At 66.6% G+C, this 17337-nt stretch carries 14 protein-coding genes; 3 read left to right on the top strand and 11 right to left on the bottom strand.

Features of this window, described 5'->3' with window-relative positions; all coding sequences use genetic code 11:
* Positions 1-176: 176 nt before the first annotated feature.
* Positions 177-1091 carry a phosphoribosylaminoimidazolesuccinocarboxamide synthase gene (locus tag QX126_RS25145; protein ID WP_315784379.1) on the bottom strand — a complete coding sequence of 305 codons (915 nt, stop codon included), beginning with the start codon at positions 1089-1091 and terminating at the stop codon, positions 177-179.
* Between the two features lie 42 nt (positions 1092-1133).
* Entirely contained in the window at positions 1134-2051 is a 918-nt protein-coding gene (locus QX126_RS25140; protein ID WP_315784376.1) for a pirin family protein, read from the bottom strand.
* A 140-nt stretch (positions 2052-2191) separates the two neighbouring features.
* On the opposite strand from QX126_RS25140, the gene QX126_RS25135 reads away from it, so the two are divergent.
* Positions 2192-3244, top strand: a complete 1053-nt coding sequence (locus tag QX126_RS25135; RefSeq protein WP_315784374.1) for a helix-turn-helix domain-containing protein — start codon at positions 2192-2194, stop codon at positions 3242-3244.
* Between the two features lie 141 nt (positions 3245-3385).
* Entirely contained in the window at positions 3386-4783 is a 1398-nt protein-coding gene (locus QX126_RS25130; protein ID WP_315784372.1) for a serine hydrolase, read from the top strand.
* A gap of 8 nt (positions 4784-4791) precedes the next feature.
* On the opposite strand, the gene QX126_RS25125 is transcribed toward QX126_RS25130, so the two are convergent.
* Positions 4792-6162, bottom strand: a complete 1371-nt coding sequence (locus QX126_RS25125; protein ID WP_315784370.1) for an MmgE/PrpD family protein — start codon at positions 6160-6162, stop codon at positions 4792-4794.
* A gap of 121 nt (positions 6163-6283) precedes the next feature.
* On the opposite strand from QX126_RS25125, the gene QX126_RS25120 reads away from it, so the two are divergent.
* Entirely contained in the window at positions 6284-7426 is a 1143-nt protein-coding gene (locus QX126_RS25120) for an FUSC family protein (RefSeq protein WP_315784369.1), read from the top strand.
* 5 nt (positions 7427-7431) lie between these two features.
* Here the strand turns inward: QX126_RS25120 and QX126_RS25115 are convergent, their stop codons facing one another.
* The 8 genes from QX126_RS25115 to QX126_RS25080 form a co-directional block, all read right to left on the bottom strand.
* Positions 7432-8817, bottom strand: a complete 1386-nt coding sequence (locus tag QX126_RS25115) for an MATE family efflux transporter (protein ID WP_315735532.1) — start codon at positions 8815-8817, stop codon at positions 7432-7434.
* Positions 8818-9553: 736 nt separating this feature from the next.
* Positions 9554-10012 carry a hypothetical protein gene (locus QX126_RS25110; protein WP_315784367.1) on the bottom strand — a complete coding sequence of 153 codons (459 nt, stop codon included), beginning with the start codon at positions 10010-10012 and terminating at the stop codon, positions 9554-9556.
* A 41-nt stretch (positions 10013-10053) separates the two neighbouring features.
* Entirely contained in the window at positions 10054-10449 is a 396-nt protein-coding gene (locus QX126_RS25105; RefSeq protein ID WP_315784365.1) for a DUF5071 domain-containing protein, read from the bottom strand.
* A gap of 214 nt (positions 10450-10663) precedes the next feature.
* The gene (locus tag QX126_RS25100; protein ID WP_315784363.1) at positions 10664-11155 is read right to left on the bottom strand and encodes a DUF2867 domain-containing protein; all 492 of its coding nucleotides are present in this window, start codon (positions 11153-11155) and stop codon (positions 10664-10666) included.
* A gap of 179 nt (positions 11156-11334) precedes the next feature.
* Entirely contained in the window at positions 11335-12630 is a 1296-nt protein-coding gene (murA, locus tag QX126_RS25095) for a UDP-N-acetylglucosamine 1-carboxyvinyltransferase (protein ID WP_315715017.1), read from the bottom strand.
* A 173-nt stretch (positions 12631-12803) separates the two neighbouring features.
* Complete coding sequence (gyrB, locus tag QX126_RS25090) at positions 12804-15239, bottom strand: DNA topoisomerase (ATP-hydrolyzing) subunit B (RefSeq protein WP_315735528.1); 2436 nt, start codon at positions 15237-15239, stop codon at positions 12804-12806.
* A 542-nt stretch (positions 15240-15781) separates the two neighbouring features.
* On the bottom strand, positions 15782-16918 hold the full coding sequence (gene recF / locus QX126_RS25085; protein ID WP_315784361.1) for a DNA replication/repair protein RecF: 1137 nt from the start codon (positions 16916-16918) through the stop codon (positions 15782-15784).
* 62 nt (positions 16919-16980) lie between these two features.
* Positions 16981-17268 carry a GIY-YIG nuclease family protein gene (locus QX126_RS25080; RefSeq protein ID WP_315784358.1) on the bottom strand — a complete coding sequence of 96 codons (288 nt, stop codon included), beginning with the start codon at positions 17266-17268 and terminating at the stop codon, positions 16981-16983.
* Positions 17269-17337 lie beyond the last annotated feature (69 nt).

Raw genomic sequence — 17337 nt, 5'->3', positions numbered from 1 at the left:
TCACTCGCAGAAGAGCGGAGAAGTTTCGTGTCAGCGAAGAACGCGGCCGCGGATTGGCCCCTCCCCCTTGCGGGGAGGGGTCGGGGGTGGGGGTCCCCGAAGCACTCTGTTAGTTATGAGCTCCTACGAGATAGCTCAAACCCAAGCGCGAACGTCGAGGCGTGAACCTGCGATCCTCAGATCTTCAGCTCGCTTCCCGTCACCCGACGGAACGCTTCGAGATAGCGCTGGCTGGTCGCATCCACCACGCTCTGCGGCAAGGGCGGCGGCGGGGCGTCGCCGTTCCAGCGGCCGGCACGGCGCTCCGCGTCGAGATAGTCGCGCAGCGGCTGCTTGTCGAAGCTCGGCTGCGGCTGGCCCGGCTGATAGGCATCGACCGCCCAGAAGCGCGACGAGTCGGGCGTCATCACCTCGTCGATCAGGATGATGTGGCCGTCCTTGTCGCGGCCGAACTCGAATTTTGTGTCGGCGATGATGATGCCCTGTTCGCGGGCGAGCGCCTCGCCGAGCGTATAGACCGCGCGCGTCATGCTCTCCAGCGTGTAGGCCGTCTCGTCGCCGACCACCTCGCGCATCCGCGCGATCGTGATGTTCTCGTCATGGCCGGTTTCGGCCTTGGTCGCCGGGCTGAAGATCGCGGGCTCCAGCTTCTGGCTTTCGAGCAGGCCCGCAGGCAACGGCTCGCCGGCGAGCGTGCCGCTCGCCGCGTATTCCTTCCAGGCCGAGCCGGAGAGATAGCCGCGGATCACGCATTCGATCGGAAACACGGTGGTGCGCTTGCACAGCATCGCCCGCCCGAGGATCTCGTCGCGATGCGGCTGCAGCGTCGGCACCTCGACGATGATCTCGTCGGTGTCGGCCGAGATCATGTGGTGATGCACGACGCCCTCGAGCGCATTGAACCAGTAGGCCGAGATCTGCGTCAGCACCGCGCCCTTCATCGGGATGGTTTCGTTCATCACCACGTCGAAGGCGGAGATGCGGTCGGTGGTGAGCAGCAGCACGCGGTCGTCACCGACGGCATAGATGTCGCGGACCTTGCCGCGGCCGATTTTCGGGAGCGGCAGATTGCTGGTGAGGAGCGTGGTCATCGTGCGGGGCTTTCGAAACGGGAGCGTTGCGCTCTCAATAGCCTATTCCGGCAGCGGAATGAACTCGTGCTCCTGGGGAACGGCGGCGAAGCGGCCGGTTTTCCAGTCCTGCTTGGCCTGCTCGATGCGCTCCTTGCTGGAGGAGACGAAATTCCACCACACGTGGCGCGGCCCTTCCAGCGCGTCGCCGCCGAGGAACATCATCCGGGTCGGCTTGACCGTGCGCACGCTGATGGCGTCCCCAGGGCGGAAGACCAGCAGCCGCGGTCCTTCGTGGCGTTCGCGCGCGATCTCGACCTCGCCGTCGACGATATAGATCGCGCGCTCCTCGTGGTCGGGATCGAGCGGCACGACCGTGCCGGCCTGCGCGGTGACCTCGACATAGAACCAGGGCGAGACCATCGTCACCGGCGAGGCCGCGCCGAACGCGCGGCCGGCGATGATGCGCGCGGAGAAGCCGGTGTCGCTGACCGTCGGCAGCGCGTCGGCCGCATAATGCTGGAAGCTAGGCGCGATCTCTTCGGATTCGACCGGCAGCGCGATCCAGCTCTGCAGGCCCAGCATCTTCTGCCCGTTCTGCCGCTGCAGGTCGGGTGTGCGCTCGGAATGCGCGATGCCGCGGCCCGCCGTCATCAGGTTCATCGCGCCGGGCTGGATCTCCCGCACGTTGCCCTCGCTGTCGCGATGCATGATGGCGCCGTCGAACAGATAGGTGACGGTGGCAAGGCCGATATGCGGATGCGGCCGCACGTCCATGCCCTTGCCGGACATGAACTGCACCGGGCCGAAATGATCGAAGAAGATGAACGGCCCGACCATCTGCCGCTGGCCGTGCGGCAGCGCGCGGCGCACCGCAAAGCCGTCGCCGAGATCGCGGGTGCGCGGCACGATGACGTGCTCCAGCGCATCGCACGAGGTGGGATCGCCGAACTCGGGATCGATCGATGGCTGCCAGCTCATGGGACGCTCCTGAAATGTGGTCGCGCGAGCTTAGCAGCTTCGCGAAGGCGAGGGCAGGGCACGAGGTCGCGGTGCTTGCGCGATTTGAACGAAGCGAAGCTCCGGCCTAGAGTTCCGGCGCTGACAACGGACCCATGACGATGACGCTCGAAAGCCTCGATCTCGCGCTTCGCGCCGCCGCCATCGCGCTGCTGGCCGTGCTCGCCGTCTCGCTGGGACGCGATCTCGGCAGGCAATGGCGCGGCCGGCTCGCGATCGCGCTGGCGCTGGGCTCGGCCGCGCATGCCGCGACCTTCAACATCGGCGGCACGGCTGCGCCATCGCTCGCTTCCGCGCCGCTGATTGCGCTGGCGACCGCCGATATCGTCGTGCTCTGGCTGTTCTGCCGCGCGCTGTTCGACGACGGCTTTATGTTGCGTTGGCTGCACGGCCTGATCTGGCTCGCGGTGTTCGGCTTCAGCCTGCTGAGCTGTCTCGTGCTGGGGCCTGCCGGACATGCACGGCTCGTGATCGTCGCCAATAATGTGCTGGCTCTCGGCTTCCTTGGCCTGACCTTGGCGCAGACCATCCGCTCCTGGGCGGCGGACCTCGTCGAGGGGCGGCGGCGCATCCGCGCCTTCGTCGTGATCGCGGCGCTATCCTACGGTGGTGTCAATGCGCTGCTGCAGATGGCGTCCGCCGGCAGCGGCCCGTCGGAGCTCGCCAATGTGGTCAATGCGGCGATGTTCTTGGTCGTGGTCGGCGCCGTTGCGCTGATGCTGCTCAAGGTCGGTGCCGGCGATGTGCTCGCGCCGGAGGCGCCACCGGCCGCGGCGCTCGAAGCGGTGGCTCCGAAAGCCGCCGACCGCAGGCTGGTCGATTCGCTGATGCGGCTGATGGCGGACGAGCGGGTCTATCGTCAGGAGAACGTCACGATCGGCATGCTGGCGACGAAGCTCTCCATTCCTGAATACCGGCTGCGGCGGCTGATCAATGGCGAGCTCGGCTACCGCAACTTCAATACCTTCCTCAACGCCCACCGCATCGAGGAGGCCAAGGCCGCGCTCGCCGATCCTGCCCAGGCCGAGGTGCCCGTGATCACCATCGCGATGGACGCCGGGTTCCAGTCGCTTGGGCCCTTCAACCGCGCCTTCAAGGCGGTGACCGGGGTGACGCCGACCGAATACCGGCGCATGAGGCTGTCGGCGGCGTGATCTGTTCAGCCTTGAAACTGCAGAGGAATTCCAAAATCGGCGAGATCCCGGCGATTCTCGGCTGGGATGATTTCCGAAATCGGCGAGCGCCTGGGCCGCAGCCGCAGTCCGGTCCGGCAGATCCAACTGCCGGAGCTCCTCATGACTCGCCGCCTGCTGATCGCTCTCGTTGCCACCACCGCGCTAGCCGCCCTGGCTGTCGGCAGCGCCCGGGCGCGCGACGTGCCCCAGGTGGCGACAGGCTTCATCGCCAGCGTGCTGTGCTCGGAGACCTTCGTCTCCGGTCTCGACCCGGACCGCACGCTCTCCGAGACGCGGGCCGCGATGCCCGGCGCCGGCCTGCTGAGCTGGGCGATGGATGTCCGCGTCGATCGCGCCGCCAAGGACGTCACCGTGACGCTGCTCGGGCTCGGTCGCAGCCATGCGGTGTTTCGCGACGGGCTCGGCTGCCATATGGATCATGGCGAGAGTCCGGACTGGCCGGCCATCCGGCCGTCCCAGCCGGCCTTGCTGCCCGGCACCGCTCTGCCGCACGGCGTGGCGCCGGTGACACCGGCGCTGACTGCGGCGCTCGATCGCGCCTTTGCCGAGCCGGAGGTGCCGCCGTTCCGGCGCACCCATGCCGTCGTGGTGATGAAGGACGGCAAGGTCATCGCCGAACGCTACGCGCCGGGCTTTGCGGTCGACACGCCGCTGCTCGGCTTCTCCGCGACCAAGTCGATGACCGCGACCTTGATCGGCATTCTCGTCCGCCAGGGCAAGCTCGCGCTGCATGCGCCCGCGCCCATCGCGGCGTGGCGCGACGACAAAGATCCGCGCCACGCCATCACCGTCGATCACCTTTTGCGCCACACCGCAGGCCTCGCGCTCGGCAGCTCGCTGCAGGCCTCACTGTTGTCGGCGCTCGAGCCGGTCAACCGCATGAAGTTCGTCGAAGCGGATCGCGCCGCCTTCGCCGAGTCGATGCCGCTCGAAACCCCGCCGGGCGCGGCCTGGAACTATCACGATGGCAACACCATCATCCTTTCCCATCTCATCCGCGGTGCCGCCGGCGGCAGCGCCGCGGACGTGCTGCGTTTTGCGCATCGCGAGCTGTTCGATCCGCTCGGCATGACCAGCGTCACCCTCGAATTCGATGCCGCCGGCACACCGGAGGGATCGAGCCAGATGCTGGCCTCGGCGCGCGACTGGGCGCGACTCGGCCAGCTGTATCTCGACGACGGCGTCGTGGCTGGCCGCCGCATCCTGCCCGCCGGCTGGGTCGCGTATGTCAGCGCGCCGACACCCGGCGCGTTCGTCGGCCTCGGCGCCGGCTTCTGGACCAATCGCGGCGACAGCTTTGGTGCCAACTACCGCATCTCCCACGGCTGGCCGCGCGACGCGGTCTTCGCCAAGGGCACGCTTGGCCAATATGTCATCGTCATCCCCTCCGAGCGTCTCGTCATTGCGCGTTTCGGGCGCACCGTGAACTGGCCGCCGGAGGCCGACGGCGTGGCGCAGCTCGTGAGCGACGTGATCGCGGCGACCCATGGGGAATGACGCATGCGCTACGCTCTCCCCAGCGCGGTGGCCTGCGCGACACGTTCGAACCGCTCCAGCGACAGGATCGCATCGGCGAAGCTCTGCGCGCGGTTGCTCAGCACCGGCCGGGCGAGCGTCAGAAACTTGTCGCTCATCGCCTGCGCCGAGGGGAACGAGGTCGGCTCGCCCGAGGGATCGTCGTGCAGCCGCTCGTGCACGCCGTCTTCCGTGGTGATGGTGACGCGCGCGCCGAACGGATGGCTGCGGCCGACCTCCAGCCTGTCGTCCTGCACGACATCGAACTTGTCGGCGAGCGCATTGATCGCGGTGTCACCCAGCCTGACGTAGTCGTCCCAGCCGAAGCGGCCCTGGTCGAGCGCCAGCGCGCCGGTGAAGAACATCGAGAACTGGCCGCCGACGATCGAGGTCGGATGGCGCTTGGTGGCGGCATCGCCCGTCAGGGTGATGCCGTTGCGATGCAGGCCGATCTCGACGCGTTTGACCTGGTCCGGCGTCAGATTGTGCTCGCGGCGCAAGGCGATGATGGCGTCGATCGCGGCATGGGTATAGCGGCAGCTCGGATACGGCTTCACGCCGATCTTCATCGTCTCATAGGTGGAGCCGAGCCCGGCGACCGCCTTGTCGTGATGCGGCGTGTCGGTGTAGCCGACGAGGAGGCCGTGCTTGCCCTCGACGGATTCGATCGCGCCGACGAAGTCGTTCTTGGCGAGCGTCGCCGCGATCACGCCGTTCATCGCCGACGCGCCGACCTGATAGCGCTTGTTCCAGGCGCCGTTGACGAGAAACTGCAGCGAGCCCGCGGCCTGGCTGCCGGACACGCCGAAGGCGTAGATCAACTGCTGCTCCGACAGGCCGAACAGCTTGCCGGCAGCGGCGGCCGCGCCATAGGTGCCGGCGGTCGCCGTCGGGTGGAAGCCGCGGGCATAATGCGAGGTCGGATCGAGCGCGTTGCCGAGCCGGCAGCACACCTCGTAGCCGGCGACGATGGCGGTCAGCACCTCGCAGCCGGACGCGCCGACCATCTCGCCGACGGCGAACGCGGCCGGCACCACCGGCGCGCTCGGATGCAGCGAGGAATCGGCGTGGGTGTCGTCGAAATCGAGCGAATGGCCCATCGTTCCGTTGAGCAGCGCCGCCACCGCCGGCGTCCAGGTTCTGTTGTCGCCGAATACGGTCGCCTCGCCCGCCGCATCGAGCTTCAGCGCCGCCAGCATCTTGACGATGGACGGCGTCGATTCCGCCTCGCGCCGGGCCCGGATGGCGCTGCCGAGGAAGTCGAGCGTCAGCACCTTGGCGCGGTCGAGCACCTCGGGCGGGATATCGTCATATTTCAGCTCCGCGACATAGGCGGCGAGCGTTGCGGTTTCCTGGGCCATCGTGTTTCCTCGCATCGTTGCAATGACCGTAGGCAAGCCGATTCCGCCTTTCAAGCCGGTTCGGCCGGGTGGGGAGCTGCCATGCCGGGATCGCGCTGGTGCTGTTCGAGGTGAGCGACTGATGATGTCCTTGAAGCGGCTGTTCGGCCGGTTGCGCGCCCGCAAGGCGCCGATGTCGCTGGCGGTTCGCGGCACGGTGGCGGCGACGCTTGCCTTCGCCATCGCCACGGCTTTTCAATTGAAGCTGCCGCTGTGGGCGGTGCTGACGTCGTTGATCGTGACGCAAGGCAGCGTGGGGCGCTCGCTGAAGGCAACGCGCGACTACATGTTCGGTACCATCGGCGGTGCCATCTATGGCGGCGCCATCACGGTCTTCATCCCGCATTCGGGCGAGCTGCAACTGCTCGGCATGCTGATCCTGGCGGTGACGCCGCTCGCTTTCGTCGCCGCGATCAATCCCAGCCTCAACGCCGCCACCGTGACGGCGGTCATCGTGCTGCTGGTGCCGACGATGGGCCATCTCGATCCGCTCGGCTCGGCGATCGACCGCGTGTTCGAGGTCGCGGTCGGCGCGCTGACCGGCCTCGCCGTATCGTTCATCGTGTTGCCGTCGCGCGCGCATGTGCAGATGCGTGCCGCGGCGGGGCGTCTGCTCGAACTGATTGCAGCTGCCTTCACCGAGCTGCTGGCCGGCCTGTCGCGCGGCCGCGACAACGACGCGCTGCATCAGATTCAGGACGGCATCGGCACCGCCCTGACCGAGTTGAACGCGACCGGCGCCGAGGCCGAGCGGGAGCGCTCGGCGTGGCTGTCCTCCGGCGCCGATACGGGTCCGCTGCTGCGGACCATCCTGCGCCTGCGCCACGACGTCGTGATGATCGGCCGTGCCAGCGTGGTGCCGCTGCCATCCGAGCTGCAGGCGCGCTTGTCGGGACCGGTGGCGCGCGTCAGCGATGCCATCGCGAGCTATCTGCGCGGCTGTGCCGCGGCAATCCGCAACGGCTCCGGTCCGCCGGCGATCTGGCCGATCCACGTCGCGGTGAAGGCCTATGCGGAAGAGGTCGCCGCCGTCCGCAGCGACGGTCTCACGCGGGGCCTGCCGGGTGACGCCGCCGAGCGCTTCTTCGCGCTCGGCTTCTCGCTGGAGCAGATGCGTCAGAACCTGATCGACCTCGAGCGCGTCGTTGCCGAATGGGCGGGCGCGTCGACCGGGAAGCCGCATCGACCGGAGCGCGACGAGACGCCGGATACAGCGGGGGCCTGATCTCCTCATCGCGACAACCGCAGGAAGCGCAGCACCAGCAGGGCCGCATAGATGGCGGTGCCGATCGACAGCCCGATCCAGATTCCGATCGCGCCGAGCTTGGTGTGCAGGCCAAGCACGTAGGATGCGGGAAAGCCGATCAGCCAATAGCCGAGCACGGCGAGCAGCAGCGGCACGCGCGTGTCCTTGATGCCGCGCAGCGCGCCGACCGCGATGGTTTGCAGCGCATCGGTGATGAAGAAGGTCGTGCCGACCAGGAGCAGCGTGGCGGCGAGTGCCGCAGTCGCCGCGGCATCGGCGAGGCCGGCGCCAAGAAACAGCTGCACGATCTCGAACCGCGCGAGAATGATGCCGAGCGTGAACAGCATGGCAAGGACGAGGCCGAGCAGCATCGCCATCAGGCCGGCGCGGCGCACACCGTGCGCATCGTTGCGGCCGGCCGCATGACCGACGCGCACCGTCGCGGCCATGCTGATGCCGAACGGCACCATGAACAGGATCGCCGTGATCTGCAGTGCAATCTGATGCGCGGCGAGAGCGGCCGTGCTGATCAGTCCCATCAGGATCGCCGCCGCCGAGAACAAGCCATATTCGAGCAGGAACGACAGCGAGATCGGCGCGCCGATGATCAGGAGCTGCCGCATCAGCCGCCAGTCGATGCGCCCGAGCCGGGCCAGGACATGATAGTCGCGGAACGGCGGGCGCAACGCGGCGAACCACAGACCGGCAAGAAACGTTCCCAGGTTGACGGTCGAGGTGGCGAGGCCGACGCCGGTCAGGCCGAGCTGCGGAAAACCCCAGTGGCCGTAGAGCAGCGGATAGACCAGCAGCGCGTTGAGCGGGATCGCGGCCAAGGTGATCCAAAGCACGGGCTCAGGGCGGTTGACGGCGCCCATGAAGCTGCGCAGCGCCAGGAACCACAGCATCGGCGCAATGCCCCAGGCGAGACCGGCGAGATAGTCCTGCGCGAGATGCGCCACGACCGGCGCCTGTCCGAGTGCGAGCAGGATGACTTCGCCGTTCAGCGCGATCAGCATGATCGGCAACGCGATGAACAGCCCGGCCCACAGCCCGACGCGCAGCGCCCGCCGGACCAGCCCGGCATCGGCCGCGCCGAACGCCTGCGCGGCGAGCGGCGCCACCGCGGACATCAGACCCATGCCGAAGGTCGAGCCGACGAAGTAGACGGTGCCCGCTAACGCGGCCGCTGCAACGGCATCGCCGCCGAGACGGCCGATGAAGGCGAGATCAGTCGACATCATCGCGATCTGCGACAGCTGCGTCAGCGCCATCGGCGCGGCGAGGCGGACCGTCTCCCAGAGTTCGAGCGCGAGAGAAGGTGTCGGCGCCGCCGGCGGCGGCGCGTGGTCGGTTCCGGCTGTGGAGGTCATGATCGAGGCTATAGCAGTCCCCGCAGTATCGTGCACATCACGCCGTCGTCGTCATGGGCGGTGCGAGATGCGAGCGACGCGGCAACATCATCGTTAGAGCTTGGGTTCGCGACGTCGGCCATCGCGGACTGCTCTCGTGCCGAACCAGATCGGATCGGACGGCCACACACGTTCCCGCGGCACGGCATGCCCGGGTGATGCTCGATTTGCTCCCCTCGAACAGGAAGAGGGGCAGGGAAGGCCGGGTGCTTGACCACACCCATGGCCCGCCTGCAAAAGAAGTAGCAGGCGGCAGTCACCACAGGTGGGCCGCACATCCGGCCTTCCCTGCGCCATGGTTGGAACGGCTTATACGTACTCTCCCCGGGGACCGAGCTTGTTTGCCCCCGTCACCTTGCGGATCGCCCGCCGGCTTGACCTCAGCATCGGGAGGCCAGGACCATACGATTTCGCCGTACACGGCCGCTCCTTCGTCCACGCGCCAGCCTCGAGGAAACCTCAAGTGCGCGCTGTGAGCCGCCGCATCCATCGCATCCCACCCTCAACGTCCGTGACGATCGCGAAGCGCCCCTCTCATGAGGACGGGATGGGTGTAGTATTTCCGATTTTCGGAAGTAAAGCAAGCGGAAAGTTTAGGCCAGATGATCTCGATCGGACCATGTGTCTGAGGTGGCTATCGAAATCAATGTTTGCACGCGGCCCGCTCTCAGCTGACGAGCCGAGTGTAGCGCACACGTCAGCCGTCCATGTGGGCGCGGAGCGCTTTGGAGCCGCGGAGCTCCACGATCAAGATGTGCTCCTGGTCGGTTCGCGAAGCGAACGACATATCCCAATCAGCAGGTCCTGCGTTCAGCAGCGGAACCGAAAAGCTGTTGAGTACGAATTCCGTGTCGAACGAAGCTTCGAGCGGTTTGCCGAACCAATGCTCGTAAGTCGCGCGCGCGACATGATCGATGTTGTGGATGATGTCGGTGTAGTCGCGTTCAACCCAGGCGAAGAACTCGCGCTGTTGTTGGTCGGGCGCCAGCCGCTCGCCAGGCGCATCAATGAAGATCTCGATCTCGGTCTGCGTTGGTGAGAACTGCCGCTTTGCTTCCCAGTAGGATCCCATCGAGACGAGATGTCCAAAGAACGCGTCGTCAATTTCAACCCGCCTCATGATCAGTTCGCTGAACAGCCTGCGTATCAGGCCCATCTGATCGCCCCCTGACGCACAATGCGCCTTGCCTTCATTTTTCAAAGCAAGCCGAATTGCGCAAGAGCATCGCGCGCCTGCTGATCCAGTCCTTCCCGTCTTTCGTCCTCGCTCGGCGTGCTGCAAAGCCGCCTGAGCTCAGGGAGAAACTGGAGAGCAACGTCCTCGGGAAGGAACGGGATGAGCAGCTGGAGTATCCAATACTTCCAAACGGCATCGTCGGAATTCAAGACATGCCAGATGTGCGGTGCCATCGGCGCGCCGATCGAAGCGAGGAAGGGGGCGAGAATGTGCGCCACCGGCCAATTGTAGTCCTTTAGCCACGCCGTCAGCTCGGGAAGGATTGGCGCGACGGCCGGGTAGCCGGCCTGCACGGCTGCCCGCGCACGATCGAGGTCGGCCTTTCCCTTTGGGGTGAGCTGATGGATATCGTCCATGATGAGTCTCGGTAAAGACAGATTGATGAACTTCTGCGGGCTGTTCTGGCGAAGATGATCGCGCTATGCTGGCACGCGCTTCGCGAGAGTCACGGGCGGCGAGTTGGAGTATGTGCAGGCCTCGCTGAACCAGATCGCACCCGTGCTACATGTGCTGCTGGTGGCCGAGCAGGTCTTGGCTCTCGGGATCGATTTGCGCCAGGAGGCCGCGGGGTCAGGCGGGCGCTGCGACCTGCCGGAGCATTGTCTTCACCACCAGCCGGTGAAACGGCATGATGGCGGCGAGATAGAAGCGGCCGAGCGTGTTGTGCGTGTGCACCAACGTGGTCGCGGTCACCTGCGAGGCCTTGCCAATGGGACTGACCTCGGACCTGACGTCGACCACGACACGAAAATCCAGATGCTTGTCGTCGAAGCCGAGCACGATTCGTTGCGGCGTTTCGTCGACGACCGGAAACATCCCGATCAGAGGACGTGGGTTGTCTGGGTCCGCGCCCGAGGTCTTCAGACCGAAGGGCCTGACCAGCAGGTTGCGAAGCTTCAGGAGCGCCGCCATCCACCAGGGGGCGTGGCCGAGCATGCGCTCGGCCGCCGTGCGGGCATCGATGTCCGGCTCGTCAATCGTGATGCGAAAGGCATCGGCGAACTCCGCGCCCGCGAGCCATCTGGTACGGTCGATGTTGGGAGTGATCTCGCTGATGGCCATGTGCAGTGAGCCTCACATGTCACGGTTGTGCCCGCGCTGTGCGCGATGCGGAGCATCATCGCACGCTCATGTTCGCGAAGCCAGCGCGCGAATGGCATAGCGCTACGGCCGGTCATTCGTCATTGCTTCGCTTCGCGCCTCACTCGCAACGACGTCGGAGAAATGCTGCGTGAATGGCGCTACCGCCCGCGTTCCGGCACGCGCGTGATCTTGGCGCCGAGCGCGTTCAGCCGCTCGTCGATGCGCTCGTAGCCGCGCTCGATCTGGTCGGCATTGTCGATATACGAGGTCCCCTCGGCGCACAGCGCGGCCAGCAGCATGGCCATGCCGGCGCGGATGTCGGGGGAGACGACGCGGGCGCCGCGCAGGCGGCTCGGGCCGGCGACGATGGCGCGGTGCGGGTCGCACAGCACGATGCGCGCGCCCATCGAGATCAGCTTGTCGACGAAGAACATCCGCGACTCGAACATCTTCTCGAACATCAGGATCACGCCCTCGCATTGCGTGGCGGTGACGAGTGCGATCGACATCAGGTCGGCGGGAAAGGCCGGCCAGGGCTGGTCCTCCAGCTTCGGCACGTGGCCGCCGAAATCGTCCTTGATCCGCAGCGTCTGCTCCGAGGGCACGATGAGGTCGTCGCCGGCAACCTCGCAGACGATGCCGAGCCGCTCGAAGCCCATGCGGATCGAGCGTAGATGCTCGGTGCCGGCGCGCACGATGCGTAAGGGAGAGCGCGTCACGGCGGCAAGGCCGATCAGCGAGCCGACCTCGATGTGATCGGGCTGGATCGAGTAGCTCGCCTGGCCCAGCGTGCTGGCGCCATGGATCACCATCGTGTTGGTGCCGATGCCCTCGATGTTGGCCCCGAGCGCGACCAGGAAATGCGCAAGGTCCTGAACGTGCGGCTCGGAGGCGGCGTTGCGCAAGTAAGTCGTGCCGTGGGCGGCCACCGCGGCCACCAGCGCGTTCTCGGTCGCGGTGACACTGGGCTCGTCGAGGAAGACGTCGGCGCCCTTGAGGCCGGAGGCGCGCAGCTCGATCTTGTCGGTCGCGGTGACGGTGGCGCCGAGCTGCTCGAAGGCGAGGAAATGCGTGTCGAGGCGGCGGCGGCCGATGACGTCGCCGCCTGGCGGCGGCAGCGCCACTTCGCCGCAGCGGGCGAGCAGGGGCCCTGCCAGCAGGATCGACGCGCGGATGCGCGCGCAGAGGTCCGGATCGAGGTCCGCGGCGCGGATCTCCTTGGCATGGATCGTGAGCCTGTTCCGGCCGCGCCATTCGGCGGAGGCGCCGACCGAGCGCACCAGCTCGACCAGCGTCTCGGTGTCGCGGATGCGAGGCACGTTGTCGAGCGTGACCGGATGCTCGGTCAGCAGCGCGGCGGCGATGATCGGCAGGGCGGCGTTCTTGTTGCCGGACGGCTCGATCGCGCCCTTGAGCCGGTGACCCCCCTCGACGATGTATTGAATGGGCGCCATGCGCGAAAAGTCCGTTCTGAGATGGTGATTCGCCCGGGGACCGGCGAAAGCGGAACATCGATCTTCAACGGAATTAACACGGAAGGGACGGGCAGGCCACTGCTCCGCAGACTCAGGGTACGCCTGGTCGTCTATCGCGCCAGTGCGCGGTATCCTCGGGCTGGACGTCGCGACTACACGTCCACGTTCGCCGAAAGCGAGTTGTCCTGGATGAACTCGCGGCGCGGCTCGACCACGTCGCCCATCAGCTTGGTGAAGATGTCGTCGGCCTCGTCGACCTCCTTGACCTTCACCTGCAGCAGGGTGCGCGCGTCGGTGTCGAGCGTGGTCTCCCAGAGCTGTTGCGGGTTCATCTCGCCGAGGCCTTTGTAACGCTGCATGTTGATGCCCTTGCGGCCGGCATCGGTGACCGCCTCGAACAAATCGACCGGGCCATGGATCACGGTCTGGACGTCGCCACGGCGCAAGGCGCCGGGCTTCGCATAGGCCTCCTGCAGGCGGGCCGCATATTCGTCCAGCTTGCGGGCATCGACGGACGCGAGCAATGCGTCGTCGATGACTGCGACGTCCTTGACGCCCCGCACGGTGCGCTCGAAGGTGAAGCCCTGGCCCTCGACGAAGTGGCCGATCCAGCCGCGCTCGACCTCGTCGGCCAGCACGTCGAGCCGTTTTGCGATGTAGGCGGCCGCGGCGTCCGCCGTCGGGATATCGCGGGTGATGTCGGGGCGCAGGACGCCGGCGATCGCGGCCTGCTCGACGACCTTGCGGTCGTAGCGCGTGTGCAGGTTGCGCAGGATGTTGCGGACGAGACGCGCTTCCTCGACCAGCGCCAGGAGGTCGCGGCCCTTGCGCTCCTCGCCTTCCGCCGTCTTGAACACGCAATCGTCAAGGCCGGTACCGATCAAATAGTCTTCCAGCGCGCGCTCGTCCTTCAGGTACTGCTCGGACTTACCGCGCGTCACTTTGTAGAGCGGCGGCTGGGCGATGTAGAGGTGGCCGCGATCGATGATCTCGCGCATCTGGCGGTAGAAGAAGGTCAGCAGCAGCGTGCGGATGTGGGCGCCGTCGACGTCGGCGTCCGTCATCACGATGATCTTGTGATAGCGCAGCTTGTCGATCGAGAACTCGTCGCTGATGCCGGTGCCGAGCGCGGTGATCAGGGTGCCGATCTGCTCGCTCGACAGCATCTTGTCGGGGCGCACGCGCTCGACATTGAGGATCTTGCCGCGCAGCGGCAGCACCGCCTGGAACTCGCGGTTGCGGCCCTGCTTGGCGCTGCCGCCGGCCGAGTCACCCTCGACGATGAAGAGCTCGGACTTGGCCGGATCCTTCTCCTGGCAGTCGGCGAGCTTGCCGGGCAGCGAGGAGACGCTGAGCGGGCTCTTGCGGGTCAGCTCGCGCGCCTTGCGCGCGGCTTCGCGTGCCGCCGCGGCCTGGATCACCTTGCCGACGATCGTCTTGGCCTCGCCCGGATGCTCCTCGAACCAGGCGGCGAGCGCCTCGTTCAACACGTTCTCGACCACGGGCCGCACCTCCGAGGACACCAGCTTGTCCTTGGTCTGCGACGAGAATTTCGGATCCGGCACCTTCACGGAAAGAACGGCGGTGAGACCCTCGCGACAGTCGTCGCCGGTCAGCGCGATCTTTTCCTTCTTCGCATTGGCCTCGGCGTAGCCGTTGACCTGGCGCGTCAGCGCGCCGCGAAAACCGGCGAGATGCGTGCCGCCGTCACGCTGCGGAATGTTGTTGGTGAAGCACAGCACGTTCTCATGATAGCTGTCGTTCCACCACAGCGCCGCTTCCACGGTGATGCCGTTGACCTCCGAGCGCACCATGATCGGTGCCGGGACGATCGCTTTCTTGTTGCGGTCGAGATATTTGACGAACTCCTCCACGCCGCCGTCGTAGCGCATCTCTTCGCGCTTCTCGACCGCGTGGCGCATGTCGGAGAGCACGATGTTGACGCCGGAATTGAGGAAGGCGAGCTCGCGCAGGCGATGCTCGAGCGTGGCGTAGTCGTATTCGACGTTCTTGAACGTCTCCGTCGAGGCGAGGAACGTCACCTCGGTGCCGCGCTTGCCCTTGGCCTCGCCGACCACCTTCAGCGGCGCAATCGCGTCGCCATGGGCGAACTCGATGAGATGCTCCTTGTTGTCGCGCCAGACCCGCAGCTGCAGCTTGCTCGACAGCGCGTTGACCACGGAGACGCCGACGCCGTGCAGACCGCCGGACACCTTGTAGGAGTTCTGGTCGAACTTTCCGCCGGCATGCAGCTGGGTCATGATGACCTCGGCGGCGGACACGCCTTCGCCCTTGTGGATGTCGACCGGAATGCCGCGGCCGTCGTCGCGCACGGTGACAGAATTGTCCGGATTGAGCACCACCTCGACCGCAGTGGCGTGACCAGCCAGCGCCTCGTCGATCGCGTTGTCGACGACCTCGTAGACCATGTGATGCAGGCCGGAGCCGTCGTCGGTATCGCCGATATACATGCCCGGGCGCTTGCGCACGGCATCCAGGCCCTTCAACACCCGGATCGATTCTGCGCCGTACTCGTTCGCGGTTGCAGGCTCGTTGTCGGCGATGGTTTGCCGGGCGGGTTCGGTCATGTGGGGCCTTCGGAAGGGGTGGTCGAATCGGCATCGCAGATCGCATGCCGAGAGCGCTCTTTCTCTCACGAAAGAAGCCACGCGCCTAGCGCAAAGTGGTACTTCGTAAGACATTGAAGAGATAGCGCTTTTTAACGGTTTTTCAAGGCCTGGCGAGGGTCGTTTTCGTCCCCTCCGAAAGCCGGATTCAGGCCCTTCTCGCGGCTGGTTTTGAGGCGTGCAGCGGGGCGCTTTCGCGTGCGATTCAAGGCACGAGTCACGCGTGACGCGGCAGGCGCCTCCTCAGTAGAGCGGTAGCGGCAGGGCGGTGCCACCAGGGCCAACCATCAGGCCCCAGGCATCTCCGGCGGCGAGCTCCAGCGTGTCGATCACGGCGGGCCGCCGGGCGATCTTCAGTCGCCGACCTTGCCGAGCACGGGCGTCGCTCTGGCTCTCGGCAGGGATGTGGGGCTCGTCGCCGAGCGCTTGGGCGCCGGCAGGTGCCTGCCGTCCAACGACAGCTCCTTGAACCGGCGAACTGACAGGTTCAGCGGCGGAGCGAGTTACCGCCGCGCGCTGATCCGCCCCGCCTCGACGTCGAAGATCTCGCCGAGCTCGCGTAGTTCGGCAAACGCCGCGGGATCGGCGCCGGTCAGCCATACCTGGGCACCGAGCGTGCCCAGCTCGGCGAACAAAGCGGTGCGGCGGCCGGGATCGAGATGGGCGACGATCTCGTCGAGCAGCAGCATCGGCACGATGCCGGTGGTCTCGGCCACCAGCGTCGCATGCGCAAGGATGAGGCCGATCAGCAGCGCCTTCTGCTCGCCGGTCGACGCGTCGCGCGCCGGCATGTTCTTCGGCGCATAGACGACATGGAGATCGGTCAGATGCGGGCCGTCGAGCGTGCGGCCGGCGGCGGCATCGCGCGCGCGATTGTCGCGCAGGACAGCGCGATAGCGGTCCTCCACCGCGAGCGCGGGTTCGGTCAGCAGCGCATTCTCCATCCAGCCGTCGAGCGCAATCTCGGCGGACGGGAACGCGGAGGCAGCACCGCGCTGACGCAGCATCGCAGCGAGCTTCACCGCGGTCTGGCCGCGGCTGGCAGCGACGGCGACCGCGAGCTCCGCAGTCTCGCGCTCGATGGCGTCACACCAATGGTCGTCGAAATTGCGCACCTCGAGCAGCCGGTTGCGCGAGCGCAACGAGCGCTCCAGCGCCGACACCCGGCTCGAATGCGCGCTGTCGATCGCCAGCACCAGGCGGTCGAAGAAGCGCCGTCGCTCCGATGCCGCGCCCATGAACAGGCCGTCCATCGAAGGCGTCAGCCACACCATGCGGATGTGGTCGCCGAAGGCGGCCGCCGAGCCGACCGGCTCGCGGTCGATGCGGCAGCGGCGCGTGGTGTTCGCATCGCTGCGCGGCGGCTCGATGCCGGTGCCGAAGGTCGTCAGCCCCAGCGCGCCCTCGACCTCCGCCGAGACCGCCCACGACCCGTCGCCCTGGTTGTCGGCGACGTCCTCCAGGGTGGCGCGGCGCAGGCCGCGGCCCGGCGCGAAGAACGAGATCGCCTCCAGGCAATTGGTCTTGCCGGCGCCGTTGGCCCCGACCAGCGCGACCATGTCCGCCTGCACGCTGACGCTGGCAGCGCGATAGCTGCGAAAATGCGTCAGCGCGAGGCGGTTGATGCGGGAGGGGGTCATCGGGAGGAGCTGGGACCTTGATTCGTCATTGCCGGGCTTGACCCGGCAATCCATCGTCCGCGTCAGCGGACTATTTCATCATATGGATCGCGCCAGTCAGGATTGCTCGCGACGATCAGGTCGATCTTCCATTCTCGCGACCAGTGCTTGATATTCTTCTCACGCTGCAGCGCCGCCGCGATTGTTTCATGCGCCTCGAAATAGACGAGGCGCTTGATGCCATAGCGGCGCGTAAAGCTCTCGGCGAGACCTTCGCGGTGCTCATAGACGCGCCGGACGAGATCATTGGTCACGCCGACATACAGCGTGCCGCCCGGCTTGCTCGCGAGAGTGTAAACCCAGTAGGCCATTTGTAAGGATGGATGGCCGGGTCAAGCCCGGCCATGACGGGTTAAACTCGATCTCGCAGCAGTCTCGCC

The sequence above is a fragment of the Bradyrhizobium sp. SZCCHNPS1003 genome (assembly GCF_032381555.1).
Taxonomy (GTDB): Bacteria; Pseudomonadota; Alphaproteobacteria; order Rhizobiales; family Xanthobacteraceae; genus Bradyrhizobium.
The sequence above is the reverse complement of the archived record's forward strand: the minus strand, read 5'-3'. Positions and strand labels throughout refer to the sequence as shown.

Bases quoted from the DNA above. Each gene is read 5' to 3' on its own strand.
- QX126_RS25145 (WP_315784379.1), bottom strand. From the start codon at position 1,091: ATGACCACGCTCCTCACCAGCAATCTGCCGCTCCCGAAAATCGGCCGC.
- QX126_RS25140 (WP_315784376.1), bottom strand. From the start codon at position 2,051: ATGAGCTGGCAGCCATCGATCGATCCCGAGTTCGGCGATCCCACCTCG.
- QX126_RS25135 (WP_315784374.1), top strand. From the start codon at position 2,192: ATGACGCTCGAAAGCCTCGATCTCGCGCTTCGCGCCGCCGCCATCGCG.
- QX126_RS25130 (WP_315784372.1), top strand. From the start codon at position 3,386: ATGACTCGCCGCCTGCTGATCGCTCTCGTTGCCACCACCGCGCTAGCC.
- QX126_RS25125 (WP_315784370.1), bottom strand. From the start codon at position 6,162: ATGGCCCAGGAAACCGCAACGCTCGCCGCCTATGTCGCGGAGCTGAAA.
- QX126_RS25120 (WP_315784369.1), top strand. From the start codon at position 6,284: ATGATGTCCTTGAAGCGGCTGTTCGGCCGGTTGCGCGCCCGCAAGGCG.
- QX126_RS25115 (WP_315735532.1), bottom strand. From the start codon at position 8,817: ATGACCTCCACAGCCGGAACCGACCACGCGCCGCCGCCGGCGGCGCCG.
- QX126_RS25110 (WP_315784367.1), bottom strand. From the start codon at position 10,012: ATGGGCCTGATACGCAGGCTGTTCAGCGAACTGATCATGAGGCGGGTT.
- QX126_RS25105 (WP_315784365.1), bottom strand. From the start codon at position 10,449: ATGGACGATATCCATCAGCTCACCCCAAAGGGAAAGGCCGACCTCGAT.
- QX126_RS25100 (WP_315784363.1), bottom strand. From the start codon at position 11,155: ATGGCCATCAGCGAGATCACTCCCAACATCGACCGTACCAGATGGCTC.
- murA (WP_315715017.1), bottom strand. From the start codon at position 12,630: ATGGCGCCCATTCAATACATCGTCGAGGGGGGTCACCGGCTCAAGGGC.
- gyrB (WP_315735528.1), bottom strand. From the start codon at position 15,239: ATGACCGAACCCGCCCGGCAAACCATCGCCGACAACGAGCCTGCAACC.
- recF (WP_315784361.1), bottom strand. From the start codon at position 16,918: ATGACCCCCTCCCGCATCAACCGCCTCGCGCTGACGCATTTTCGCAGC.
- QX126_RS25080 (WP_315784358.1), bottom strand. From the start codon at position 17,268: ATGGCCTACTGGGTTTACACTCTCGCGAGCAAGCCGGGCGGCACGCTG.